The 24,766-nt window shown below is 40.4% G+C and carries 26 protein-coding genes and 1 tRNA gene; 17 read left to right on the forward strand and 10 right to left on the reverse strand.

All coding sequences use genetic code 11. The features are described from left to right. Positions 1-291 precede the first annotated feature (291 nt). Together hisA and RMY31_RS36465 are read left to right on the forward strand one after the other, a co-directional pair. Positions 292-1,065: a 1-(5-phosphoribosyl)-5-[(5-phosphoribosylamino)methylideneamino]imidazole-4-carboxamide isomerase gene (hisA, locus tag RMY31_RS36460; RefSeq protein WP_322667296.1), complete on the forward strand. Its 774-nt coding sequence runs from the start codon at positions 292-294 to the stop codon at positions 1,063-1,065. Positions 1,066-1,328: 263 nt separating this feature from the next. Then, a complete protein-coding gene (locus tag RMY31_RS36465) occupies positions 1,329-1,454 on the forward strand; it encodes a hypothetical protein (RefSeq protein ID WP_322661364.1) in 126 nt (41 codons plus the stop codon). Between the two features lie 468 nt (positions 1,455-1,922). On the opposite strand, the gene RMY31_RS36470 is transcribed toward RMY31_RS36465, so the two are convergent. Next, positions 1,923-3,002 carry a hypothetical protein gene (locus RMY31_RS36470; RefSeq protein ID WP_322661367.1) on the reverse strand — a complete coding sequence of 360 codons (1,080 nt, stop codon included), beginning with the start codon at positions 3,000-3,002 and terminating at the stop codon, positions 1,923-1,925. Between the two features lie 47 nt (positions 3,003-3,049). Further along, on the reverse strand, positions 3,050-4,033 hold the full coding sequence (locus tag RMY31_RS36475) for a hypothetical protein (protein WP_322661369.1): 984 nt from the start codon (positions 4,031-4,033) through the stop codon (positions 3,050-3,052). 478 nt (positions 4,034-4,511) lie between these two features. On the opposite strand from RMY31_RS36475, the gene RMY31_RS36480 reads away from it, so the two are divergent. The 5 genes from RMY31_RS36480 (at position 4,512) to RMY31_RS36500 (ending at position 10,977) form a co-directional block, all read left to right on the forward strand. Beyond that, a complete protein-coding gene (locus RMY31_RS36480; protein WP_322661371.1) occupies positions 4,512-5,264 on the forward strand; it encodes a response regulator transcription factor in 753 nt (250 codons plus the stop codon). Between the two features lie 58 nt (positions 5,265-5,322). Further along, on the forward strand, positions 5,323-6,639 hold the full coding sequence (locus RMY31_RS36485) for a sensor histidine kinase (RefSeq protein ID WP_322661373.1): 1,317 nt from the start codon (positions 5,323-5,325) through the stop codon (positions 6,637-6,639). A 40-nt stretch (positions 6,640-6,679) separates the two neighbouring features. Beyond that, a complete protein-coding gene (phoU, locus tag RMY31_RS36490) occupies positions 6,680-7,348 on the forward strand; it encodes a phosphate signaling complex protein PhoU (RefSeq protein ID WP_322661376.1) in 669 nt (222 codons plus the stop codon). 1,179 nt (positions 7,349-8,527) lie between these two features. Next, positions 8,528-9,142: a Crp/Fnr family transcriptional regulator gene (locus RMY31_RS36495; protein WP_322661378.1), complete on the forward strand. Its 615-nt coding sequence runs from the start codon at positions 8,528-8,530 to the stop codon at positions 9,140-9,142. Between the two features lie 239 nt (positions 9,143-9,381). Beyond that, positions 9,382-10,977, forward strand: coding sequence for an iron uptake porin (locus tag RMY31_RS36500; RefSeq protein ID WP_322661380.1), 1,596 nt, complete (start codon positions 9,382-9,384; stop codon positions 10,975-10,977). A gap of 82 nt (positions 10,978-11,059) precedes the next feature. Here RMY31_RS36500 and RMY31_RS36505 read toward each other — a convergent pair whose 3' ends face one another. After that, on the reverse strand, positions 11,060-11,320 hold the full coding sequence (locus RMY31_RS36505; protein ID WP_322661382.1) for a hypothetical protein: 261 nt from the start codon (positions 11,318-11,320) through the stop codon (positions 11,060-11,062). Between the two features lie 230 nt (positions 11,321-11,550). Here RMY31_RS36505 and RMY31_RS36510 point away from each other — a divergent pair, with 230 nt between their 5' ends. Continuing rightward, positions 11,551-12,147: a DUF3318 domain-containing protein gene (locus tag RMY31_RS36510; protein WP_322661384.1), complete on the forward strand. Its 597-nt coding sequence runs from the start codon at positions 11,551-11,553 to the stop codon at positions 12,145-12,147. 5 nt (positions 12,148-12,152) lie between these two features. Here the strand turns inward: RMY31_RS36510 and RMY31_RS36515 are convergent, their stop codons facing one another. Beyond that, complete coding sequence (locus RMY31_RS36515; RefSeq protein ID WP_322661385.1) at positions 12,153-13,814, reverse strand: N,N-dimethylformamidase beta subunit family domain-containing protein; 1,662 nt, start codon at positions 13,812-13,814, stop codon at positions 12,153-12,155. Between the two features lie 355 nt (positions 13,815-14,169). Between RMY31_RS36515 and RMY31_RS36520 the strand changes: the two genes are divergently transcribed. Further along, positions 14,170-15,900, forward strand: coding sequence for a hypothetical protein (locus RMY31_RS36520; RefSeq protein WP_322661387.1), 1,731 nt, complete (start codon positions 14,170-14,172; stop codon positions 15,898-15,900). Positions 15,901-15,954: 54 nt separating this feature from the next. Here the strand turns inward: RMY31_RS36520 and RMY31_RS36525 are convergent, their stop codons facing one another. The 3 genes from RMY31_RS36525 to RMY31_RS36535 form a co-directional block, all read right to left on the reverse strand. Next, on the reverse strand, positions 15,955-16,095 hold the full coding sequence (locus RMY31_RS36525) for a hypothetical protein (protein WP_322661391.1): 141 nt from the start codon (positions 16,093-16,095) through the stop codon (positions 15,955-15,957). A gap of 120 nt (positions 16,096-16,215) precedes the next feature. Next, entirely contained in the window at positions 16,216-17,058 is an 843-nt protein-coding gene (locus tag RMY31_RS36530) for a hypothetical protein (protein WP_409879744.1), read from the reverse strand. 515 nt (positions 17,059-17,573) lie between these two features. Beyond that, on the reverse strand, positions 17,574-18,515 hold the full coding sequence (locus RMY31_RS36535; protein ID WP_322661393.1) for a serine hydrolase: 942 nt from the start codon (positions 18,513-18,515) through the stop codon (positions 17,574-17,576). Between the two features lie 22 nt (positions 18,516-18,537). Here RMY31_RS36535 and RMY31_RS36540 point away from each other — a divergent pair, with 22 nt between their 5' ends. Genes RMY31_RS36540 through RMY31_RS36550 form a run of 3 tightly spaced genes read left to right on the forward strand, consistent with a single transcriptional unit; the run spans position 18,538 to position 21,580 of the window. Next, positions 18,538-19,269, forward strand: coding sequence for a C40 family peptidase (locus tag RMY31_RS36540; RefSeq protein ID WP_322661395.1), 732 nt, complete (start codon positions 18,538-18,540; stop codon positions 19,267-19,269). A 15-nt stretch (positions 19,270-19,284) separates the two neighbouring features. After that, complete coding sequence (locus tag RMY31_RS36545; protein ID WP_322661397.1) at positions 19,285-20,298, forward strand: glycosyltransferase family 2 protein; 1,014 nt, start codon at positions 19,285-19,287, stop codon at positions 20,296-20,298. A gap of 46 nt (positions 20,299-20,344) precedes the next feature. Continuing rightward, positions 20,345-21,580, forward strand: a complete 1,236-nt coding sequence (locus RMY31_RS36550; protein WP_322661398.1) for an MFS transporter — start codon at positions 20,345-20,347, stop codon at positions 21,578-21,580. A gap of 77 nt (positions 21,581-21,657) precedes the next feature. Here RMY31_RS36550 and RMY31_RS36555 read toward each other — a convergent pair. Next, a tRNA-Arg gene (locus RMY31_RS36555) sits at positions 21,658-21,731 on the reverse strand. A gap of 37 nt (positions 21,732-21,768) precedes the next feature. Between RMY31_RS36555 and moaC the strand changes: the two genes are divergently transcribed. Continuing rightward, on the forward strand, positions 21,769-22,275 hold the full coding sequence (moaC, locus tag RMY31_RS36560; RefSeq protein ID WP_409879747.1) for a cyclic pyranopterin monophosphate synthase MoaC: 507 nt from the start codon (positions 21,769-21,771) through the stop codon (positions 22,273-22,275). A gap of 1 nt (position 22,276) precedes the next feature. On the opposite strand, the gene RMY31_RS36565 is transcribed toward moaC, so the two are convergent. Further along, on the reverse strand, positions 22,277-22,474 hold the full coding sequence (locus RMY31_RS36565; protein ID WP_322661402.1) for a DUF2795 domain-containing protein: 198 nt from the start codon (positions 22,472-22,474) through the stop codon (positions 22,277-22,279). Between the two features lie 305 nt (positions 22,475-22,779). On the opposite strand from RMY31_RS36565, the gene RMY31_RS36570 reads away from it, so the two are divergent. The 4 genes from RMY31_RS36570 (at position 22,780) to RMY31_RS36585 (ending at position 24,134) form a co-directional block, all read left to right on the forward strand. Continuing rightward, on the forward strand, positions 22,780-23,037 hold the full coding sequence (locus RMY31_RS36570) for a hypothetical protein (protein ID WP_322661404.1): 258 nt from the start codon (positions 22,780-22,782) through the stop codon (positions 23,035-23,037). A 117-nt stretch (positions 23,038-23,154) separates the two neighbouring features. Beyond that, on the forward strand, positions 23,155-23,463 hold the full coding sequence (locus RMY31_RS36575) for a DUF3181 family protein (RefSeq protein WP_322661405.1): 309 nt from the start codon (positions 23,155-23,157) through the stop codon (positions 23,461-23,463). Between the two features lie 65 nt (positions 23,464-23,528). After that, positions 23,529-23,747, forward strand: coding sequence for a hypothetical protein (locus RMY31_RS36580; protein WP_322661407.1), 219 nt, complete (start codon positions 23,529-23,531; stop codon positions 23,745-23,747). Positions 23,748-23,915: 168 nt separating this feature from the next. Continuing rightward, positions 23,916-24,134 carry an acetyltransferase gene (locus RMY31_RS36585; RefSeq protein ID WP_322661409.1) on the forward strand — a complete coding sequence of 73 codons (219 nt, stop codon included), beginning with the start codon at positions 23,916-23,918 and terminating at the stop codon, positions 24,132-24,134. A 96-nt stretch (positions 24,135-24,230) separates the two neighbouring features. Here RMY31_RS36585 and RMY31_RS36590 read toward each other — a convergent pair whose 3' ends face one another. Then, complete coding sequence (locus RMY31_RS36590; RefSeq protein ID WP_322661411.1) at positions 24,231-24,695, reverse strand: ABA4-like family protein; 465 nt, start codon at positions 24,693-24,695, stop codon at positions 24,231-24,233. Between the last annotated feature and the right edge of the window lie 71 nt (positions 24,696-24,766).

Raw genomic sequence — 24,766 nt, forward strand, 5'->3', positions numbered from 1 at the left:
ATTGCAGAAATTCAATAATTACAAACTCAAGATTTGATTGTACATGTTTTGAATTTTACATTTTTCATGCGTTCAGTACGCCTAATGTTTTGAGCATGGATTTTTCAGCATCTCAACCATACTTGTATTCGCAAACAGGCTGTGAGTGATGTCTTGAGAATCTCTTTGAGTAACTCTAACTGAGAAGAACGGACTAGAAGTGGGACAAAATTAGGAGTAAGTAGCTTGCCACAATACTTCCCGTCCACAAAAATGTAGGCAAAGATACTCGTGTCACATAGGAAAAGTTAAATGGACGTAATTCCAGCAATTGATTTACTAGAAGGTCGCTGTGTGCGACTTTATCAAGGAGATTATGAGCGATCGCAAGTTTTTAGCGAAAATCCTGTTGATGTTGCTCAACAGTGGGTCGATGAGGGTGCTACTAGATTACACATAGTTGATTTAGATGGCGCGAAAGCAGGTAAAGTAGTAAACCTGAGGGCGATTGAAGCGATCGCTCAAGCCGTATCAGTGCCTATTGAAGTTGGTGGGGGATTGCGCGATCGCAATAGCGTGCAACAAGTATTCAATTTAGGCGTGCAGTGGGCAATTCTCGGAACTATTGCTGTAGAACAACCCCAATTAGTGCAAGAACTCTGTCAAGAGTTTCCCGAACAAATTATCATTGGCATTGATGCTCGTAATGGATTAGTTGCAACTCGTGGCTGGTTAGAAACCTCGGAAGTTTTAGCAACTCAACTAGCCGTACAAATGCAAGAATTGGGTGCGGCTGCCATTATCTATACTGATATCCATCGTGACGGCACTCTCACAGGCCCGAATTTAGATGCTTTGCGAGAACTTACGGCTGCCATTTCTATCCCTGTAATTGCCTCTGGGGGAGTGAGTTCTGTCACCGATTTGTTGAGTCTGTTGGCGTTGGAACCACAAGGCGTAACTGGTGTAATTGTGGGTCGTGCATTATATACTGGCGATATTTCTCTGAAGGAAGCATTACGCGCGATCGGTCCAGGGCGTATTCAGGACATTCCACCAAACCTAGGTTTTTCCACCTTTGCGTGATCTCAGGAATAATTCAGATAAGTAATCGGACAGAATGAATTACACAATGTCATTGCGAGTGCAACGAAGTGAAACGAAGCAATCGCAAGGGTTTGGGATTGCTTCACTTTGTTCGCAATGACAGTAAATATTTTTGTCCAGCTACTTACATAACTTAATTTTTTAACCGACTTGGAGTCGGTTATTTTTTAGATTTCTGGAATAGCAATTAACACTATCGTAGTAAAGGTAGTAGAGGGTTCACTAACAGTAGGTGTATTTCTATGACTCGCCGCCAACCTCGTAACAATGGCAAGCCGCGTAAAACAGAGCCAGGTGCTGTCCGATTTAAAAGCGATAAAAATAACAACAACGAACAGCAGCACAAAAAACTGGATGAAACAGCATAAATCACGAAGACTAAAGCTTAAATAATTAAATAAATTGGGTCAAGACACCTGCTAAAAATTTTATTTTTTCAAATTTTAAAAAGAATGGGTTACCTCTTTTATAGAGATGCGAACATCAAAGCGTCTCTATTTTTTATATGTAAAATTTTTGACTGCTTTATGAAATCAGTAATATCCTTGTTGTATATAAAACTTGGAGTCAATTTGCAAGTAGCGTCTTATGTCTAGCCAACAACCCAATTCCAACCAACCATCTCAGAAAAAAGCGAACGAAACAAACAAAAACAGAAAAAAACCTCTTAATAATGGTAAACCAGCGAAAACAGACCAATAAATATAAATAACTAATCTAGCTATCCTAAATCATTCGTGAAAAACAAGATTCCCGATTTCTCTAAAAAATCGGGAATTTGTGGCTTTTAGTCACGAGTTAACTGCGAACAGCTTAGTTACGTCCCTAAAAATTACTTATTTATTCTTTACTTGACTTTTTGCCTGTTCTAAAGCTATTTCTTTGATTGCTTGGTATGAATTTACGTTTGCAGTTCCTTCTATAGCCTTAACTGCCAAATCCTGAACTTGTTTGAGGGCTGAATCAAGCTGTTTAGAAAGGTTGTCAATCCGTGTTTCTTGATTAGTAATCGTCTGTTCTAGAGATTGCAGTCTTTGTTCGTAGAAACGCTTTTGACCTTCCACTTCTTTAGCATATAAATCTGCTTTGACTTTGGCTTGGTAATGAGCAATACCTTTACCTTCTTCTGTAGCTTTTTTGAGCGCCGCTTCTTTATCTTTAGGAAAAGCTTCTACCTTAGCTTTAGATTCCTCAAATTGTTTTTCTCGTTCAAAAATTACCTTTTCTCGTTCAGCCCACTGTTTTTCTGTTTCTTGTTGAAAATCTTCCAACTGTTTATATAGTATTTTCTGTCTTTGTTCGTATTCATCAGTTTCTAGTTTACGCTGGAGTTCTAAATCATATTTATACTCTGCTGTATCTCTTTGCCGAGTTTTATTGAGGTTTTCATTCCGCTCTTTGCTCGTCCCTTTATATTCTTCTTGTTCTTTTTGCCAAGTATTCCTTTGCTCTAGTATTTCTTGCGACAATATTTCATAGCGTTGACTAAACTCTTCCTGATATGCTTTGGAATTATCTTCATAGGTTTCGATCAGAGTATCTAATGTATTCTCGGCAACTTCCAAACTATGCAACTGTTTTAATTGTTCGACTTCCTTTTCTACATCTTGTCCAATTTCTGCCAATTTAGAAGCTTTTGTAGTTAATTGTTCCGATAATTCATTAGCAGCACTACCAAAACCCAACTGAATTTTTGCTAAGCTTTCAATTGTATAATTCATCTTTTGCTGGACAGTAGTAGGCTGATTCATAGTTATATTTTGTTCTACTTTGGGCTTTTCTCTAGTTGTAGACTGGCTATCTTTCTGAACTTGGTTAAGTTGAGATTTCAGTGCAGCTGTTTCTTTTGCTAAATCTTCATATGCCTGAAGAATCTCTACTTTCGTATTTTTATCTGTTGGTTTTTTGACTGGCATAATAACCTTCCGCTAATTCAAAGACTGAAAAATTACTTAACTGATGACTATTTAGTGCTAGAAGTATTAAAAGCTTTCATTGCCAAATCTTGGGATTGTTTCAATATCGCTTGCAATTGAGTAGAAATACTTTCTATCTGTTCAGCTTGTTTCTTAATTGATTCTTCCAAAGCTTGGATTTTTAATTCATAACTTTGTTTGCTGCCTTCCCATTCTTTTTCAAATAAATCGGCTTCGATTTTGGCTTTTTGACTAGTTTCCTTAATTGCTTCTTCTCTAGCTTTCTTAACTGCTTCTTCCAATTCACTAGGGAATGCTGAGATTTTTTGTTGATACTCTGTAAATAAAGGTTGGCGTTCAGTCAGTATTTTTTCTCGTTCTGCCCAGTCTTTATCTTTCTGTTGGGTATTTTCTTGGATTTCTCTTTCTAGTTTGCGCTTTTTGGCTTCGTAAGCATCTGTATTTAGCTTGCGAGTAGTTTCTAATTTATATTGATATTCTTCTTGATCTTGCTGGCGTTCTTTAGCAGATAAGTCATTATATGATTGCAGCGCTTCTTCATACTCTGCTTGGTCTTTTTGCCACTCTTTACGTCTAATTGTAATTTCTTTTTCTAGTGCTTCCCGCTTGCTAGCGGTATCTTGCTCTAGTGTTTTTAATTTTTCTTGGTGTTCTTGAGTTAAAATATCTAAAGTATCTGCTACGATTCTGATTCTTTGCAGTTCTTGTAAACGTTGAGTTGCAATTTCTATCCCTCTATTTAGCTCATCTAACTTGGAGTTTTCCTTAGCTAATTTTTCAGACAGGGAATTGACAATACTACCAAACTCCAATTGCAAATCAGCTAAGCCTTTGACAATACTATCAACAGTATATGTAGAAGCAGTAGCCAGAATTTCCTGGTTTTTTGCCTTTTCTGCCTCTTCTTGTTTAGTTGCTATTTTTGATTCTAGTTTTTTCCTTTCTGCCAAAATTTGTTGAAACGCTTGCATCAATTGTTGTTTACTGTCCTTGAATGCAACTGTAGTCATACTTCAACTCCTTGGATAAGCAAAAATTTATTCGGTAGCAAGTCATACCAAGTACTACCTATGCAGACATCAGGGTAGCCTTTAAATAGGCGTTTTTAGCACAGTGGAAATACTAGATTAAAGCAACATAAGACACTTTGCCCTGGTTAGAATTCTCCATACCAGCGTCCTTCTATTTCTCAAGTATATTTTCCTTTTTGAGAATATATAGTATTTATGTACTAGTAACTATACTCAACCTAATCTGCTATTGTCAAGACAGAATTGAAGCTATTTAGGCATTTTAAAGATGCAAAAACGCTAAAAATAATCTTAGGAACTTGCGATCGCAGTGATTTATAATAAAGTGAATACTGTAGCTTATGTTACTTTTTAAGAAAGAATTCACCAGGGTATAAGTCATAGATGCACTGAAACTAGATAATTAAAGCAATTATCTAAATTGATACAAAAACATTCCCAAACTTAAGTGATATCAATGTACACCAGTGAATCGATTAAGCATTCTGCCAGAGCGGATATCGCACAAACAAGCCGCATCCTAGTGGTAGAAGATGAAGAACTAATCCAAGAGATGCTAGCTGTAGCATTAGAAGAGGAAGGTTACGGGGTGATAACCGCTCCAGATGGGCGATCTGCCATCGAGTACCTGAAAAGTTTTGAACCCTCTTCAGGAGAATTTCCTTTTGACTTGATTATTCTTGATTTAATGTTGCCTCAGATCAATGGGCTAGATATTTGCCGCTTGCTGCGTCATCAAGGCAACCCAGTACCAATTCTGATGTTAAGTGCTAAAGGTAGTGAAACCGATCGCGTTCTGGGTTTAGAAGTAGGAGCAGATGACTACCTGACTAAACCTTTTAGTATGCGGGAGTTAGTGGCTCGTTGTCGCGCTCTATTGCGTCGCCAGCGCTTAAGTACTTTGCCACAATTGCCAGTATTGAAATACAAAGATGTCACTTTGAATCCCCAAGAGTGCCGCGTGCTGGTTCGCGGTCAAGAAGTGAATCTTTCTCCCAAAGAATTCCGGCTGCTGGAATTATTTATGAGTTACGCCCGCCGAGTCTGGTCGCGGGAGCAGTTGCTAGATCAGGTCTGGGGGCCGGATTTCGTCGGGGATAGCAAAACTGTAGACGTTCACATTCGCTGGTTACGCGAAAAACTAGAGCAAGACCCCAGTCATCCAGAATATATTGTGACTGTCCGAGGTTTTGGCTATCGATTCGGATAATCTGTTGAGATAGTTGTTAGTTTTTATAAATCACAACGCAACTAGCAACTCAAACCAAATGCTCTTATTGGGATTTATTCTAGGTTTAGCGGTAGGCATTGGGTTTTGGATTTGGCAACAGGTTCAACTTAACCGCTATTTGGGGCGGGTACTCCAGCCGTTGACCTCCCGTTCCAAGGTGGCACTGCCGCTGATTCCTCGCTTGCGGCAAGAAATAGCAATGGTGAAGCAGCAGCGACAAGACTGGCAGCAGTCGTTGCAAACTTACCAAGACCTGCTGGATTTTGTACCAATAGGATATTTGCAAGTAGATGAAGAAAATCAACTGCTGTGGTGTAATCAGCAAGCGCGAGAAATCTTGTATCTGCAAAGATGGCAGCCAGGACAGGTGCGCTTGTTGTTAGAGTTAGTGCGCTCTTATGAACTTGACCAGTTAATTGAGCAAACTCGCGATCGCCAAAAATCACAGACAAAAGAGTGGATATTTCACCCTTCTTGTGATAATGCAGCAGAGATGCCAACAATCAAATCTCTGACTTTACGTGCGTCCAGCTTGCCTTTACCCAATGGACAAGTGGGAGTTTTTCTCGAAAATCGTCAGCCCCTGCTGGATACAAATCAAGAGCGCGATCGCTCTTTTTCCGATCTAGCTCACGAACTCAGAACGCCCTTGACCTCGATTCGTTTGGTGGCAGAAACCCTACAACCCCGCTTAGAACCACCGTTAAATCGTTGGGTTGACCGTTTGATGCAAGAAGTCGATCGGCTGATTAGTTTGGTACAAAACTGGTTAGAACTCACGCAAATGGAAGCAAACCCCAGCATTCAGCTGCAAACTGAAGCTGTAGATGTGCGATCGCTAATTGCATCTGTTTGGGAAACACTAGAACCATTGGCACAGCGCCAACATCTGTCTCTTCAATATTCTGGCCCGGAAAATCTGTGGATTAAGGCAGATCCAGCCCGTATTTATCAGGTTTTTCTCAACTTGCTGGATAATAGCATTAAGTACAGTCTTCCTCGTACAAGTATTCACATCCAAGCGAAAATCTTATCGAAAAAGGATATTTCTAGAGACAATTCTACTTCCCCAGTTTTAGAAATAAATCTTATTGATTCTGGAGTAGGTTTTTCACAGGCAGATTTACCCCACATTTTTGAGCGATTTTATCGGGGAGATAAAGCGCGTACTCATTCTTCATTGTCAAACAATAATTCTATCGGATCGATTGTGGGGAATGGTTTGGGTTTAGCGATCGTTCGGCAAATTGCGATCGCTCATGGTGGTTCCATCAAAGCTATGAATCATCCAGAAACTGGTGGCGCATGGATACAACTTCAACTTCCTGAAGTTATGGCAAACTCACAAAGCTAAGACTATAGTTAAAAATATCTTCACGTTTGAGATTACAAGTGTGAAAGCTGTCCATTATAGTCCCAATCCTGAAATTTCTCAGTTGGCACGCGCTCTTAGACGCTTAGAACGCGATGTATTACGCATGGGAGCTTTGGTAGAACAATCATTTCGCCTCGCCCACCAAGCGTTATTTGCCCGCAACTTAACGGCAGCTGAGGAACTTCCCCGATTGGATAAGAAAATCGATCGCTTTTATAGACAAATAGAATCAGATTGTACAGCAATCATGACAATGCAAGCACCAACGGCTCAAGATTTGCGTTGCTTGAGTGCTTTTATGCAGTTGGTACGAGATTTAGAACGCATTGGCGATTACGCTAAGGATTTGGCTGAGATTGCTATTAAAATCTTTCCTTATCCCCCTCATTCGTCTTTACCAGAGATTGCAGTCATGTCCCACCACGCGCAGGCAATGCTAGCAACTAGCTTGGTGGCATTGGCGGATTTAGACGAAGCTGGTGGGCGCAGCATCAAGCGTCTTGATGATGCTGTAGACAATGCCTACGATCGCCTTTATCAGACTTTAGCCCAGCAACGAGATGTACCGGGCGTAGTCGAACCAATTGTGCTGCTAGCACTGGCGATTCGTTGTCTGGAACGTATGGCAGATCATGCGACTAATATTGGTCAAAGAGTAGCATACATTGTTACTGGCCAACGTTCTTAATTAGGCTTGTTGAATGTTGACCATTGACTGTTGACTGTGAGTATTAACGGTCTACTTGAGTCAATGTGTAATTTTCTTAATTAATAGCTTATACTGCTTTGCGCTTCCTGTACCCCTAGGTCGAAGCAAGCTACGCGTTACGTTTTTGTCAAAACAAGGATATTACGAATTGGTTTTACTACTTTAGACAGATGTGCAAACACAAAAAACTTAAAGTTTAATATTTTTGTGGTTTGCATAAACAATACTTATATTTAGTTTTTATTTATACGTTTACTAAGTAATAATATTTAAGTTTTATATATTTATTATACCAAATAGGCAAAAAATAATTTATTTCCTAATATAGATTTCACGAAAAGCTTACCTATTCTTAAACTTGCACAATTAGAGTAACCGAAGCCAGCCAAAAAATTTTTTTTAGCTAACTGACAGCTAGCCTTCTCCTATAAGAGACGCTACGCATTGTCTACGCACTACTGACCGAAAAGATACGGCTAATCCCCAGCTATTGCTAAGGAGAACATTTTTTGCTGTCAATTTCACCTATCAAGGAAGCGCTGGCTCGACCGATTTTTAAATATATACTTATATTTAAAGTTATATGAATGACAAAATAAAATATACGGTAATAAATCTTACTTCTGAGAATCAATGCAATTAGTAAAACTCTCTAAAATATTGGGTAATAATCCCATCTGGTACTAGCTCAGTAAACTGCATATACCAATATTCAACAGATCGCTATTGTTACCAAATACTAACTATAAGGGACTTACAGACAAATCAATAGATGGACGAAAATATTACATTATCTTAGAACATATTTTTAGTAGATTAAATATTAAATTTTTCTAAAATTATTTGCTGCACAAAATTTATAAAATTCAACCTAAAATTTTTCTAAAAAATCTATGTGTCGCTGCACTAAAATGTATTCCGAAACCTACTTATTTTTATTAAAACTACTGTTTGATAAATTCATTTATCAGTTAACAAAACAATTGTTTGACCATAAATTACAAAATTTTGACAACTTCTACTTTAGTAGCTTATGTACTGATATTTCCTCTTTGCCATAACTGTAATATTAATAATATTGTTGAGTTATACATCTTAATCAATTTTCAAGATCCTTCAATAGTTTTTCAATCAAACCAAAAATTATAATTTATCAAAATGTCTTCCACAAGTCTGATCCCAAATTCTTCTGATACATCCAATAACTCTACCTTCAGCGAACAGTTACCGCAGCAATTATTTACCCGCAGGCAAATAATTCCTTTATGCAATGATTTACTGTGGCGCATCGATCGCGGGGCAGTTCGGACATTAACCTGGAGTGAAGACGGAACATTCGTTACTCTGGGTTATTGGGGTTCTGGGGATCTGATCGGCTATCCCTTGTCCAAAGTCCAGCCTTATCACATTGAATGTCTGACAAGCGTAGAAGTGAGCATTGTACCCCCTCATCTTTGGCATTTATATATTAATGCTTTATTGTCTCATATTCAGCATTCAGAAGAGCTTTTAAGTATAGTACATCGTAAACCTATTTCAGTACGTTTGTGGCAATTTCTGGTGTGGTTAAGTGAAAAATTTGGACGCAACGTAGAACAGGGCAAATTAATTGACCTCAATGTTACCCATCAAGAGATATCAGAAGTATTAAACACAACTCGAGTAACAGTAACACGGCTCTTACAGCAATTTGAAGAAAATGGAATGCTTTTACGCTATAAACGTCGGATTATTCTACGTTTGCCAAATAAATTAACTAGAAAAAGTTCATAAAATATAGTACTAAAAAATTGAGATAACTAGTCTTGTTGAAGGTTCATAGAACAGCCTTTGAATCAAGACTTTAAATCCAAAATCTCAAATCTAAAATCTAAAATTGATACGATCGCTTGTGCTAATCGCTGCGAATTCTGTATAATCATCCCTGAAGTCGTTGGGTAAATTCCCTTAATAGCAAAACGTTAAGTACTTTACCATGACTTGTACTAGTTGGTGTGAGGAAAAGTAAGACTATGACGAAACCATTCTGGAATGTTTTGAAGGTCAGTCCAGTTGTTGTCGCCGCTACATTTTTTGTTGCTAACAGCACCTTAGCTGCGGAAGTGAATGAACAAGCAACAAGTGTTGCCCAACTGTCTCAAGAAACTGACAATCTCGGACAAGTAACATCGGTTTCTCAATTTTCAGACGTGCAACCCACAGACTGGGCATTTCAAGCTTTGCAATCCCTAGTTGAGCGCTACGGCTGTATTGCGGGTTATCCCAATGGTACTTACCGTGGTAACCGTGCTTTGACCCGTTATGAATTTGCCGCTGGTTTGAACGCTTGTTTAGACCGAGTTAACGAATTGATTGCTACAGCTACTGCTGACTTAGTAACCAAACAAGACCTGGCTACATTACAGCGATTACAAGAAGAATTTTCTGCTGAATTGGCAACTCTGCGCGGTCGTGTAGATTCCTTAGAAGCCCGCACAGCTGAGTTGGAAGCAAATCAGTTCTCCACTACTACTAAACTGGTTGGAGAAGCAATTTTCAACGTATCTGACGTTTTTGGCGACACGAGAGTTGGCGGTGCTGACTTACAAAGCAACACCACTTTCGCTGACCGAGTGCGCTTGAACTTGTACAGCAGTTTCAGTGGTAAAGACCAACTGCAAATCCGTTTGCAAGCCGGCAATATTGTCTCTAACAGTAGTGTAACCGGCACCAACATGACCCGCTTGGGCTATGATGTGGCTACAGCTGATAACAGCGTTGGCATCGATAAAATCAACTATGCTTTCAATTTGAGTGATGCCATACGCGTAAAAGTTGATGCTGCTGGTGGTGAGTTATGGGAAAACGTTAACAACTTCAACCCCGACTTTGCTAGCTCTGCTAGAGGTGCTATCTCTCGTTACGGACGTTTCAGCCCCATCTATCGCCAAGGTGCTGGTGGTGCTGGTATAACTGTCACTTTCAATCCAGGCGGGCCTCTCAGCATATCAGGGGCTTATCTAGCAACCACAGCTAATAACCCCAGTGATGGTAATGGTCTTGTCAATGGTGCTAGTACAGCCTTTGGACAAATAGCTTTTCAACCTAGTAAAGCTTTTAACGTGGGTTTGAGTTACGCTCACACTTATCAAAATAATTCCAGCAATGTAAACCTGTTTGGCAGCACAGGAAGTGCTTTGGCGAACCAACCATTTGGTAGAGTTGCTACCACATCCAACAACTATGGTGTAGAAGCAACTTTCCAACCCAGTTCCAAATTTACTATTGGTGGTTGGGCAGGTTATACGGTCGCCACAGCTGAATCGGGTGCTAATGTAGGTAAAAATGCAAATGCATTCTACTGGGCTGCTACTCTTGGTCTCAAAGATTTGGGCAGAGAAGGTAACGTACTCGGTGTAATTTTCGGTCAGTCACCCAAAATCACTGATAATGAAGCCACAACTGGAGAAGATCTAGATACCTCTTATCACTTAGAAGGACTCTATAAAATTAAGGTTAGCGACAACATTCAGGTCACACCTGGCTTGTTGGTGATTTTTAACCCCGAACACAACGACGCTAACGATACCATTTATGTAGGTACACTCCGTACAACCTTCACTTTCTAAAACTAATAGGTTAGTAGTAGGCACTTAAGTGCTTACTACAAGCTACAAAGCCCGCTTTGGTGCGGGCTTTTGCATAGGAAACTTATGTGGGATTACAATCTCGCTGATTAGACAAATCTGATGGGGGGCGATCGCTACTCCACGCCCACCAAACAAAACTACAATGACAATTGTAGAACTCCTGCCATTTGCGACGATGGTTTTCCGTCATGACAGGCGATCGCCGATTAATCCAAACTTGTAGAGCTTCTAAGCTATTTGAACGGCAGTTAGGACAGCAAAACTCATAAGCGTGAACTGCCTTATTCGTCCATTCAGGCGGGATGGGAGCAAAAGCGTCCATGTAGTTAAAAGTGTAGTCTTATTGGTTATCCAATTTAAGGCTTTGAATTTGAGGGCAAGAGGATACCAGATGAATCCCTCCACACTATAAAATTGCTCAACTAGTATTTTTATAACTTTATTAGGATATCATTCAAAATGCTTCAAAAGCCTAGAAATAGGGCATTTTAAATTTTTAATTCTGCCGTACTGTACTAGTTACTATGCATATTATGTCCAATAATTAAAATTATGGAGCCAAACTTTGAAATTCGCCGTTTGTTAGATGTGATGCCTGCTTCTGCTCGTATGACGACAAAAATCGTCAGCAAACCGCAGCAGGCAAAGGTAATAGATGCTTCCTTTCCCCTACCGTGGAATCGCGAGCGACCGATATATATTAACTTTGATTTGTGGAATCGGCTGACGAAACCACAACGGGATTTGCTGCTGTTGCAGAAAGTTAGCTGGTTAACAGGTGTGAAGTGGTTTAAACCAGAACTTTATCAAGGTGTAGTGCTGCTAGGCTTATTGGGTGGAGTAGTGGAATCAGCACAATCGGATGTTGTAGGTGTAGCTGTAGCTGGGGGATTAAGCGCGATCGCCGGTCTGCGGATTTGGCGTACTAACAAATCTCAAGAGTCAGAGTTGAATGCTGATATGGCAGCAATTCGAGTCGCAGGGCGGCGCGGCTACTCAGAAGTTGAAGCCGCCCAGCATTTGTTATCTGCTATTGAAGCGATCGCCGAGATTGAAGGGCATTCTAGCTTAAATTTTTCTGAGTTAATTCGTTGCCAAAACTTACGAGCAATCGCTGGATTGTCTGCCGTAGGTTTGCCAAAAAGTTAAGAGTGCTAATCTAACTGTTGTTTACTTATCATCCGGTTCAAGACGTTGCGTGTCATCGCTTGTGCATCAGGACTCAATATAGAGGGACGTAATTGAGGTGTATTGTAATCATCCAGTCCCCAACTCCATTGCATAGAACCAGTAGCAAACACCGTTGCACCAGAATCTGTAGTGTAAATCGTCATATCTGAATATCTTGTGCCACCCTTGTATCGATAAGGTGAATGGGCAATGCGAATCGTATTAGCTGGCGCGTTACGAAACATGCGATCGACTTCGTAGCCTAGCAGTCCCTCAAGGTGCATTTCTTTGGCAGGTGCTTTGCTATTCGTCTGCACAGATGCTGTAGTACTATTTGGACTCAATTGCGTACCAGTAAGTAACCAATTTGGTGCTGTCCAATCGATAATGATGTCAGCATTTACCTGAAATATTTCGTACATAACTCCAATTAGAGAGTCTTCTGGGCGATTGACAGGTTTGCTTCGCCAAAGAGTTGTCACTAGGAAATCATTCGCCGGATTATTGTCCCTAGCATAAGGATCTAACGCTGCACTTTCTTTGTAAGCAACAATAGTGCGGTTTATCTCTTGAGTAATCAAGCTAGGCTCAAAGCGAATTTGCCAATAACAGGTATTGGCAGAAAAAAAGCCAAGACTGACACCATAATCTCGCGCTGTCTCCACATTTTGCCGCATTCTTGCCGACCAATATTCATCATGACCCACCGAGAGAAATGCTTTGTGCAACCAGAGCATCGGTTTGATGCTATAGGTTTCTAGATCGTTTTCATGCGTGTCAACGTTGGTACAGTAAGTAACATCGTAACCTGAGCGTTCTAGCCACCGCACCATGTTGTATTCCCAGCCAGCATTAGAAGTTCTCCTTTGCGGTTGGAAGTTAGTTAAAAATTCTCCAGCTCCCACCCCATAGGCTGCTGCTGAGTTAGGGCTGTTAGCGTAGGGACGGTTAAAGGAAACTTTCGATGCTTGTTTCCCGCGACTGTTCCAGCGATAAAGGGACATTCCACCCCAATTGTTATAGGCTTGGTAAGTAGTGACGCTCGATTGAAATATAATATCGGAAACGCGACTATCATCACGCACTACAAAGATGATGTAGCTTTGTTTACCACTCTTACTAGCAGTGAGTTTTGCTAAATAAAAACCACTTGCCCACTGTGTTAGGTCGTTTGGGTTGTAGGGAATTTTTAAAACGTAGGGATCTTTCCAATTACATTCAATCAAACCAGTTGCTTGATTTACAATTGGCCGTGGTTGCTTGACTCCAGTGCGTGTAATTGCAGCAGCCATCTGCCGCCCTCCAGCACCCCCATACCAGCCCATACGAAAGATTTCTATTGTGTAACTAGGCTCTTTTGTATTCACAAAAAATTTGATATCGCTGCCGCGATTGATACTAGTCAGCGAAGCATATCCTTCTATTTCCTGCTTAGTAGCAGGATTTGTGAGTTGCCAATCAGAAGTACCGATTTTTTGATTTTCAATGATTGTGGGATTGTTTGGCTCTTTAGATATTGGTATAGCCATAGTCCGAGCAGATGGTTGGACAACAATCAAAAGAAAAATGAAAATTAGCAGTATCGAAAATATAACTGCGATCGCAGAGCATAATTGTTTGTGCAGAAATATTGCAGTAGCAGTCATTTTTATTAAGCCGATACAGTTCGCACTATCTTTGATTTTTTTATTTTGACGTTGAGTCACCATTTAAGGCAATAAAGAAAATCCAAATTTATTAATATCAAAATACAGTGATTGTTGTCAGACAATGTTTTTAGGGCTAAAATCCAAAATCAATACAATCGTATAATTTTAACTATCTATAAAATTGAAATATTTTCTCCATGCTACTTAGTTTATTGCGAAGCGAGTTATAGTATAATACTGTTTTGTATGTATTTTCATAGGCATAATAAAAGGTATCGATCGATAATAAATAATTGTATTTATATTTATCAAATGTTCTATAAATATATTTAGTGAAGGCTTTATATTTAAAATGCAGATAACAAGCTTACAAAGATTTTTTACCGTTTCTAATACTGAAACATCTCAATTCCAAATAAGGTTTTGGTTTTGTTTAAGTCTAGTTTTTGCTTTATTTTATAGTTTTTTAGAATTTCAGCAAGCCTTCGCTAGCAAATATGTAGTGCAAGATGATGCCAGAGTATATGTTTTTTGGTTGCAGCGATTTTTAGAGCCAGATATACTGCCCAATGATTTAATTGCCGATTATTTTGCATCTGTAACCCCAGTGGGATTTACTGCCTTCTATAGAGTAATGGGTATGGTAGGCATTGAGCCACTCTTGTTAAGTAAAATACTACCACTATTTTTAAAAATCCTAACTATCTGTTATTGGTTCCCATTATGTATGCAGATATTCCCAATACCGATGGCAGGATTTATTAGTACGCTGCTACTGGCTCAAAATCTTTCAATGCGGGACGATTTAGTGTCTGCAACACCTAGGTCTTTTATTTTTGTATTTTTCATAGCGTTTTTATACTATTTACTGCGACAATCTTTACTACTATGTTTAGGTGCGATCGCCTTAGTAGGATTATTCTATCCACCTTTTTTATTCATCATAACTGGCATCTTAATCTTCAGGCTGTGGCGCTGGGAAGGCAAGCTCCCTTATCCATCTAATAATCGTCGCGATTACCTATTTTCTTTTGCAGGATTGGCAACTTGTTTAATATTGATGCTGCCTTATGCCTTGAATTCTTCTAAATTTGGGCCAACCATCACAGGAGTAGCGGCAAGAGAATCACTAGGACTTGCACAAACAGGCAGAATACCATTTTTCAGTAACGATCCGATTTGGTTTTGGTTATTTAATCAACATAGTGGTTTGATTCCAAATGTTTTAGAACATCCAATCAATATAATTGGGTTATTTTTACCTCTAATCCTCGTATATAATCGGCGTTTTCCCCTAACTCAGTACATGACTGATAAAGTCAGAGTTTTATCTCAAATTGCCCTAGCATCTGTGGCAATGTTTGTGCTTGCTCATTTACTACTTTATCAGCTGTTTTCTCCTGCTCGTTACACAAGATATACTCTAAAATTTGTGCTGATTATCGCCACTAGTATAGTAATTTTAACAGTTTTAGATGCAATTTTCTGCTGGGTAAAACAACATCAAAATTCATGTTTGCGACAAATTATAGCTTTAGGATTTACTGGATTATTAGCTAGTACCTTAGTTTTTTATCCTTGCTTCTTGAAAAATTTCCCAAACAGCTTTTACCATTTAGAGCGAGCATCGGCAATGTATGAGTTTTTTCATCAACAACCTAAAGACACTCTCATTGCTTCTTTATCAGAAGAGGTAGATAGCATCCCTACCTTTGCTAAAAGATCCATTTTAATCGGCTGGGAATATGCAGTTCCATATCATGTAGGCTATGACCGTCAAATTACACAGCGAGCTACTGATTTGATTCGCGCTCAGTACAGTGAAAATTTAGCCGAATTACAAAATTTTATTCAGAAATATGGAGTAGACTTTTTTGTAGTGAATAAGTCAGCATTTACACTTGAATATATTGCAAAAAACCCTTGGTTTATACAGTTGCAGTCAACAGCGAAAGATATTTTATTTAAATTGCAGCAAGGAACTACTCCAGCTTTATTAAACACCTTAGAGCGTTGTTCTGTTGTAGAGACTGAAGATTTGATTGTCTTAAAGGCAGAATGTGTTAAAAAGTCTGAAGGATGAAAAATTAACTTAGAAAGTATGAAGTATAGAGTTCTCAGAATAAGCGATCGCCTTTTACTCACCAATTATTAATTTACATTGTATGATTCTTGGCGATCGCACCATTAGACACCAAACGATCGCATCGTTTACCACCATCAAAGCCATCGCTCTAGCAGTGTCAAGGTGAAAAAAATAGGATAATTTGTAATTCAAAAGCTCAACTTGCAATCGAGAGAAGCAAATAATGAGAACGGGCGCAAGACTTTGCGCCCATACAAAAGTTAGGAATTAAGCATCACTAACTAATCACTCTTAACTCATAACTTTTAACTTCTAAAAGCCAAAGCCACTAAAGTTATAACCAACTCCTATCATCAAACCGATATCAGTGTCACCAAAAAATCCAGCATTCACAGCTGCTGTGGCTGTAAATTGCTGATTTAAAGGTACGTCGATACCACCAGACAGTAAGAAGCCAACTTCTGAGTCATCGCCAGTTTTAATGGCTGCACCTGCTCCTATGTAAGGTGCTATGGCTAATGGTTCGCTAAATGGATCTGCTTGCTGGAAGGAAAAGTCGTAGGAGAGGGGAAGTAGAATTGTCGTATTGTCCCCAAACACTGCTGATGGTCTGAATGAGAGGGTATTTGTAAGGCCAATTTTGCTGATGGCTGCGAAGTTACCATCTCCTAAGGATGATTCATTACCATCGAGACCTATGTTACCAGCGACACCGATGTAGCTTCTACCACCACGAGTAGGTCTACCTACATCAATATCCGATTGCGCCACCACAGGAGCAGATGGTTGAGAAGTCGGTGAAGCAGGTTCTGCATACTCAGATGTCAATGCTGCTGATGAGGTTGCTACTGTACCTGGAACAGGTGTGAGTATTCGACTGGCACTTTCTTGTGCAGTCGCACTGGGAAACTGCTGCAATGCAGTAGAATCGGATATCTTTGTTTGATTTGCAGTTGTCTCAGTGGAGAGTTTTTGGCTCTTAGTTTCTAATTCGGCACTCGACTGGTTGGGAGACACAGCAGTTACAGAAGTTTCTGTTAACTGGTGACTGCTGATATTGTCCACTGTCTGAGCAGTAGCAGATAAGCTACTACCTAGAACTGTAACAGCAGCAATTGGCAACAACACACTTTTACGAAGAAAAATAGTAATCACATTCACTCCTGACTGAAATATTGCCACAATAGGTATTGAAGCAACAAATTTGGGCAATATTCAAACTTTAACACCAGAAAATCAGTTTTTCCATCCTGAAAGGGTGGTAAGTTTTCAAGATGCGCTCTCAAAAAATTCAATAATTTATCTCAATTTTGAAGGATGACAAAAATTAAGCAGATACACGCACTTTTGTCCTTGGTTCTGCTTAAGATTCAAGCCTCTATTCATCGAGGATATTATCAAAAAAAAGCTTAACTAGTTATGATAATAACCACAGCACATGTGGTCTTTAACAGCTACAAAATATAGACATTAGTTGTGACGAGATGATTGGGGATTATGTCACAGCACGGAAAGAAAAAAAGAAAACAATTCTAAATTTAAATTTAACAAGAAAGGCAGAAGGTAAGATTTCTGCCTCTTGACTTGAAAGTGCCAAGTACTGAGTGAATTAGGAGTGATGAGTGAGTCATCTCCCCTGCCCCTCTGCCCCCACTCTTAGCTACTGCTATTCAGAGACTGCTAATTGCTTCAGCAACTAGCTTAGAGACAAAGGGTAAAATAGCTCGGCTCTTAGCGTGTGCTTTGCCTTCAGTAAATACTACTAAGATATAAGAGCGCTGCTGCTCTGGTAACTCAATATAAGCTGCATCATGGCGGACTTGACTTGTCCAGCCTGCCTTTGACCAAATTTGGGCATTTTGAGGAAGACCACCACCCAAAAAACCTGTCACTTGATCTTCTTCGACATCAGTAGGTAAATCATCAGGGTTGAGGCTACGTTTGAGTAAAGCCATCATCGCTTGCGATCGCCCACTAGAAACGGCTACCCCACCAACAATGCTATGTAGCAAACGCGCGATCGCATTTGTCGTCACCATATTGCGATTTTCTAGCATCTCTCCATAAAATGCCCGCTCTCGCCCATAGGGGCCATCACCCCAAGTTTTTTGGCAGACGTTAATTGTCGCCATTTCCTCCCAACCTAAAGACTGGTAATAGCGGTTCACAATATTACGTTGATATTTCCAAGTCTCGAAGGGACCGATGGGTAACTCTGGCCCCGATGTCGTACCACTGAGGATATCTACAACTAAGCTGGTAGCATCATTGCTAGAATCAACAATCATATCCTGCAAAGCCCGTTCCAATTCTTTGGAAGGTTGGCTCATGCCTTTTTCTAGCCATTCGTTGACCGCGACTAGGTAAAATAGCTTGACTACACTCGCAGGGTAAATGCGCTCAACACCGCGATAAGTGAAACCGCGGACTGGGTGATTCCAAAAAGCATCTGGAGTCAAAGCGCCACCAGTATTTACCGGGACTGGCGGATCGTAAACAATCCAAGTTAGTGCTATTTGGTTACGGGCTAAATTTGGAAATGCTGCCCAAGTTGACTCTAAAATACCATTACCAAGATTTTCGAGTTGTTCGTCTTTTCTGAAAAAAATCATTTTTAACTATTCACCTTAAAGAATGCCTTCTAATCCAAAATCCAATTTGCAATCCCAGCGCACCACAGGTGCGACCCAAAATCCAAAATTGGGAGAATACCAGTGTCTCGCTGACCTGAACTTATATGATTCTCCTGAATGTACGCGCTTGGCAACTCAAGCTGCTGCTGGGCGACATTTACGGGTAACATCAAATCATCAAGGTTCAGCGGTTGAGGTGTATTTATGTGAGGATGACTATCCAGGGTGGGTATCTCTTGCTAATTTGGATTTATTACAACCTGCTACTGTACCTTATCAGGCTAAATTATTTTCTGAATTTGATATTAAAAAACTACTACCAGAGGTCATCGCCTTTACTCAAAAAGCGATGCAACAGTCAAACTATTACCTTTGGGGTGGTACGGTGGGGCCAAATTACGATTGTTCTGGGTTGATGCAGGCAGCATTTGCCTCGGTGGGTGTTTGGCTACCCAGAGATGCCTATCAGCAGGAAGATTTTACTCAAGCAATTGCGATCGCTGAATTAGAACCAGGCGATTTAGTTTTTTTTGGCACTCCTGAAAAAGCAACCCATGTGGCACTTTATCTAGCGGATAGCCATTACATTCATAGTTCTGGGAAAGCTCAAGGACGAGACGGTATTGGGATTGACATTCTTTCGGAACAGGGAGATGCAGTGAGTCAGTCATACTATCAGCAGCTGCGAGGTGCTGGCAGAGTTATTCAGAGTTACGAACCACAGAGACGCTGAGGACGCTGAGGAATTATGAGGAGTGGCTTGGTTTCTGGAGAAATTAATCAGGAGAATGAGGCGATTTTAGGAATTGTCCCAGATGTTTCGGTGGTAGTCCCGGTGCGCGATGAAGTGGAAAGTTTACCGCTTTTATTGGAGGCGATCGCATCTACTTTATCTGCTTGTCAGTTGAATTATGAAATCATTTGTGTGGATGATGGCTCCACAGATGGTTCGGCAAAATTTCTCAAAGAACAAGCGCAAATCCGCAATGATTTAACAGCGGTGATTTTACGTCGCAATTACGGTCAAACTGCGGCGATGGCGGCTGGGTTTAATTATGCCCTAGGCAAAGCGATCGTTACTTTAGATGCTGACCTCCAGAACGATCCGGCTGATATCCCGATGTTGTTAGCCAAGCTAGAAGAGGGTTACGATTTGGTGAGTGGTTGGCGACAAAAACGCCAAGATGGAGCCTTCAATCGCTTGCTTCCTTCCAAAATCGCCAACTGGCTAATTCGGCGTACCACTAGCGTGAATATTCATGACTATGGCTGTTCGTTAAAAGCCTATCGTGCGGAATTAACAGCAGATATGAACCTTTATGGGGAACTCCACCGATTTTTACCTGCTTTGGCCTACATTGAAGGGGCAAGAATTACCGAAATGCCTGTGCGACATCATGCCCGTCGTTTTGGTCAGAGTAAATATGGCTTGTCGCGGACGTTCCGGGTATTGATGGATTTGTTAACCATTTTGTTTATGAAAAAGTTCCTTACACGCCCAATGCATGTTTTTGGGCTGTTGGGTTTAACTTCAATAATTGCCGGGGCATTGATTGGCGTTTACCTGACTTTCGTGAAATTAGCTTGGCATGAGAACATTGGCAATCGCCCTTTACTAATCTTGGCAGTTCTCTTGCTAGTAACTGGAGTGCAACTGTTTTGCTTCGGTCTTTTAGCAGAGTTGCTCATGCGTACATACCATGAATCCCAAGGTCGCCCCATCTATCGCGTGCGGGAGGTTGTAGCAAAAAATGTTAAGTAAGGTAACAATATTCATGAGACACACTTAGCATTACATAGCATCTACCTTGAAAGCTTTTCATAACTTTGACGCGCATTTGCGGCTCAACCTGCTGATTTTATTTACAGCAGGTTTAGTATTCTGGTCGAGCCTGGGTTCGATATTACCAACTCTACCGCTCTACATTCAGGATTTAGGCGGCAGCAAACAAGAAATAGGAATGGTTGTTGGTAGTTTTGGCATCGGATTGTTGTTATTTCGGCCGATGCTGGGACGATTAGCAGATCGATATGGTCGAAAACTGTTGTTGTTAATTGGCACAATCGTAGCTGCGATCGCACCTTTTGGCTATTTGATATTCACATCAATTCCTCTGTTGATGCTATTGCGTGTCTTTCACGGCATTAGTCTTGCCGCTTTTACCACTGGCTATAGTGCTTTAGTAGCGGATTTAGCTCCACTCAAACAGCGTGGTGAAATCATTAGTTATATGAGTCTGACAGCTCCCATTGGTCTAGCACTCGGGCCTGCCTTGGGAGGGTATTTAGAACAGACAAGCGGTGGTTACGGAATGATATTTTTATTAGCAGCAGAATTAGCTTTTATTGGGCTATTGGGAGCTATACAAATTATTAATCCACCAATCCAGACACAGCAGCAAACCTTAAGAAACAACAGCAAATTTTGGCAAATTTTGGTTAGTCCGCGAGTCAGAGTCCCGGCTATAGTAATGTTGCTGGGTGGTTTGGCGGTCGGTGCTGTACATACCTTTGTGCCTTTATTCATCAAATCTACTGGGGTAGATTTGAATGTCGGCTTATTTTTCACCGTAGCGGCAATTTCTAGTTTCAGTTTCAGGATATTTGTAGGTCGAGCCAGCGATCGCTTTGGTCGGGGTTTATTTATTAGCTTTGGTATACTTGCTTACAGTTTATCGTTGCTGCTGCTGTGGCAAGCCAACAGTACTAGCACTTTCTTGGTAGCTGGCATAGTTGAAGGGCTTGGTGGGGGAACGCTGTTCTCAATGATTACAACTATGATGGCTGACCGCTCGCTACCACAAGAACGAGGGCAAATCTTTGCTATATGTATAGCTGGATTTGACTTCGGATTGGCGATCGCAGCTCCTATTTTGGCTTTTGTTGTCGAACAAGTAGGCTATCCCAGCATGTTTGCCTACAGTGCTGGTTTAACTTTCCTGGGTCTGATTATTTTTTTCACCTGGTCCAACAAAAACATCACTAGTTCCATGCGCTTTGCGCTAGGTCGAGGTGAAGATGCTTACTCATTAAATAAGTTATGAGGTATAACTTTTTATTCCTCACTCCTGACTCTTGTACAGACGCGATTAATCGCGTCTGTACTCTTAACTCTTAAAAACGGGCGAGGAGGGATTCGAACCCCCGACACCGTGGTCCGTAGCCACGTGCTCTAGTCCACTGAGCTACACGCCCTTGACCGAAGACCATATTAACATATATCGAGAAAATGATGCAAGACAATACCCTATCTAATTCTGCCAACTTAAGCCATCTGGATAACCAGGGACAAGCACAGATGGTAGATGTGTCTGACAAAGCACCAACTATCCGTCAAGCAGTAGCCGCAGCCAAGGTGCGGATGTCACCAGAAACCTTCGCTGCTATCCAAGCTGGTAATGCTCCTAAAGGGGATGTATTGGCAACAGCAAAATTGGCTGGAATTATGGCAGCCAAGCAAACGGCTGTTTTGATTCCCCTATGTCATCCTTTACCACTACAAAAAATTACAGTCGAAGTTACACCCGCTCCTCAACTACCTGGTTATGAAATTCGCGCCACAGTCAAAACCAAAGCCGAAACTGGTGTGGAGATGGAAGCTTTAACTGCTGTTTCTATTGCAGCGCTGACTTTATACGATATGGCAAAAGCCTTAGAAAAGTCGATTCAAATTGAATCGATTCGACTAGTTAGTAAGACTGGCGGGAAATCAGGAGATTATTACCCGCCAGAACCATAACTTACTCTATTTCACCTAAGGCTTTGTTGAGATCGGTTGGACTTTCAAACTGCTCGTTGTCTGGTAATTGCTCTAACAGGGAAATTATCTCGCGATCGGCTCCCTGTTGTTTAGCGTGTTTAATCAATTCTTGCTTATCAGCGGGATAGTCAACACCTTTCAAGTGTTTTTGTATTGCAACTGGATTTGCCTTAGCCATTGTCATTTACCTCTAAAGGTTATTTACATCTTCACCAGTGAATGTATTAACTCCCTCTATCAAACAGATGAATCATTTTTTACTTATAGTTCTTAAAAGGTCACCCAATTGGTTGATGAGCCAACTTTCTGTATTTGGTAGTTTTTCATATGGGCTATACGAAGAAGACTCTGGGACGCGGAGAATGACAGACGTGGAGAGTCTATCAAAGATTTTCCCCATGTCCTTCATGCCTCAGTTACTCTCTTTGAGCGCAACTCGGTATTAGAATAATTAGGGTGTACTCAAATCTGTAACAAATATTTATGCCTCCTCGTTGGCCTCGCAAACCCGATCGCAAAGACCCAGATTTCCGCAAATTAGACGATCGGATGAATTTTGCTGTGCATGTGGCAGTTGCTGCGGCGATCAATTCTGGGTTGTGGTTTGTTCATAACTTCAAAGCGACTACCTGGGAGTGGTTGCCGTGGTTGACGGTAAGCTGGATAGTAGTATTGTTGGCACATCTGATTTATATTGCTGCGATCGCCAACTATACCGAAACACCACCGAAATCCACCTGAAGATGGACTGCTGAAGCTAGGGCAATTGTAACCTCTGGCAGTGGAAACACTCTGGCTAATTAAGCGATAATAAAAATTAGTCTGATTCGCCCTATTTCCGGACGTAAAGTTATTTTTATGGCTAAAACTAACACCACAGAATTACTAGAAGCCCTAGCATCTGAAATTGGCGAAAACGTTTATATAGACATTGCCAAGTGGCATCTTTACTTATCAGATGCTAAGTTGCATACTATTGTTGCCGAACAACTGTATCCCTTAATTACTTCCAATGATGTAACTGAAGATCGAGTTATTCAAGTATTAGAATCCATCCCAGTTAAAATTGGCGGCGGCAGACGCGAACTTACCTTAATCGATTTACTGCCGCTGCAATGTCAAGTGAATTTGGTAGATATCTTGGAAAAATATCAGCGTGAGATATAATTTTCGCACTCTGAATCGTCCGCTAGGTTGCTTTTTAGGCAAACCTCATTTAGGAGGTGAAGAGCATGGATGCTTATGAATTTCATAATGGATATACTCTAGCAGAAACAGCAGAAAAACTCGGTAAAAAGGCATTGCAATTAGGTCTGATACCCAGTTTTGTTGTACATTATTTTCCTGATGGTAGACAGTATTACATTCCTAACGAAAAAGAATCTGAACCGTTGACACCAGAAGAGGCATATATGCAGTTGAAGAAACTGGTTGAACACTCTGGTAAGTAATAGTAATTTTGGATTTTAGATTAAAAATCTTTACTAAAAAGCTATTCCAGTAGTCTCAAACAATATTACCTATCCTAAATTGGTGTCAGCATTATTTAGTTTTTATATAAACGAGTTTATAATGACGCTCGTCCTAGTTTTTGATGTAAACTTATTGAGGCAAATTATATGCTTTTACAACTCAAAGGTACTAACGACTTAGTGAAAATTGATGATATTGAAGAATTAATCGATCCGAATAACGATATAGTTCATGCAAGAGATCAAGAAGGACAAGAAGAACAAGAATCTGATTCTTTTAAAAAAGAAAATCTTGTTTTTCCTTCTGGAGAAGGACTACCACGCTGTTGGTTGGATGCCAATTATAGAAAAGCTAAGGCTTCATAATTGTTATAGCTTTTCTTTACTGAAGTTCAACATCTATTTTTTTAAGGGTGCAAGGCTTTGCACCCCTAATTATTTGTCAACATTCCACCTATGGTCTTACGCTTCTTCTGGTACCGTTACCGTTTCAGGCTGCTGAAAGTTAGGGAAAAATGCCTTAGTAATCCAGGAAGTCAAGACGTGGGACAGTACTCCCAAGGGGCCAGCAAACAAACATAATGCAAGGGAGTGAATTGTCCAAATACCTGTTTTCTGTCCTTGCCAATATATCCAGCGACCGACAAATAAATCCATGACTAAAAAATGAATCCAACCTGTGGCAGCAGCTTTTTCATCAGCAAAAAATCGAGCAATATCAGCTAATTGAGGATTCGATAAAGCTTGGGCATTTTCTGGCGTAATACTGCTAATGAATAAGTATAAGTATGCACCAGCTAAGACCACAAAAGGCAGATAAGATTCCATTACCCGCCGTGTAACTTGCCAATTTGGCAGGAGAATCATCAATGCCCAAAAAGGCAAAACAAAAAGATTGGCAACGTTAAACAGTTCACTGATAAACATAGTTTGGGAAAATGACGAATTAAAAGTTAGGAGTACAGACGCGATTAATCGTGTCTGTACAGGAGTTTTAA

Origin of the sequence: Dendronalium sp. ChiSLP03b, assembly GCF_034531165.2 — a bacterium.
Lineage (GTDB): Bacteria > Cyanobacteriota > Cyanobacteriia > Cyanobacteriales > Nostocaceae > Dendronalium > Dendronalium minutum.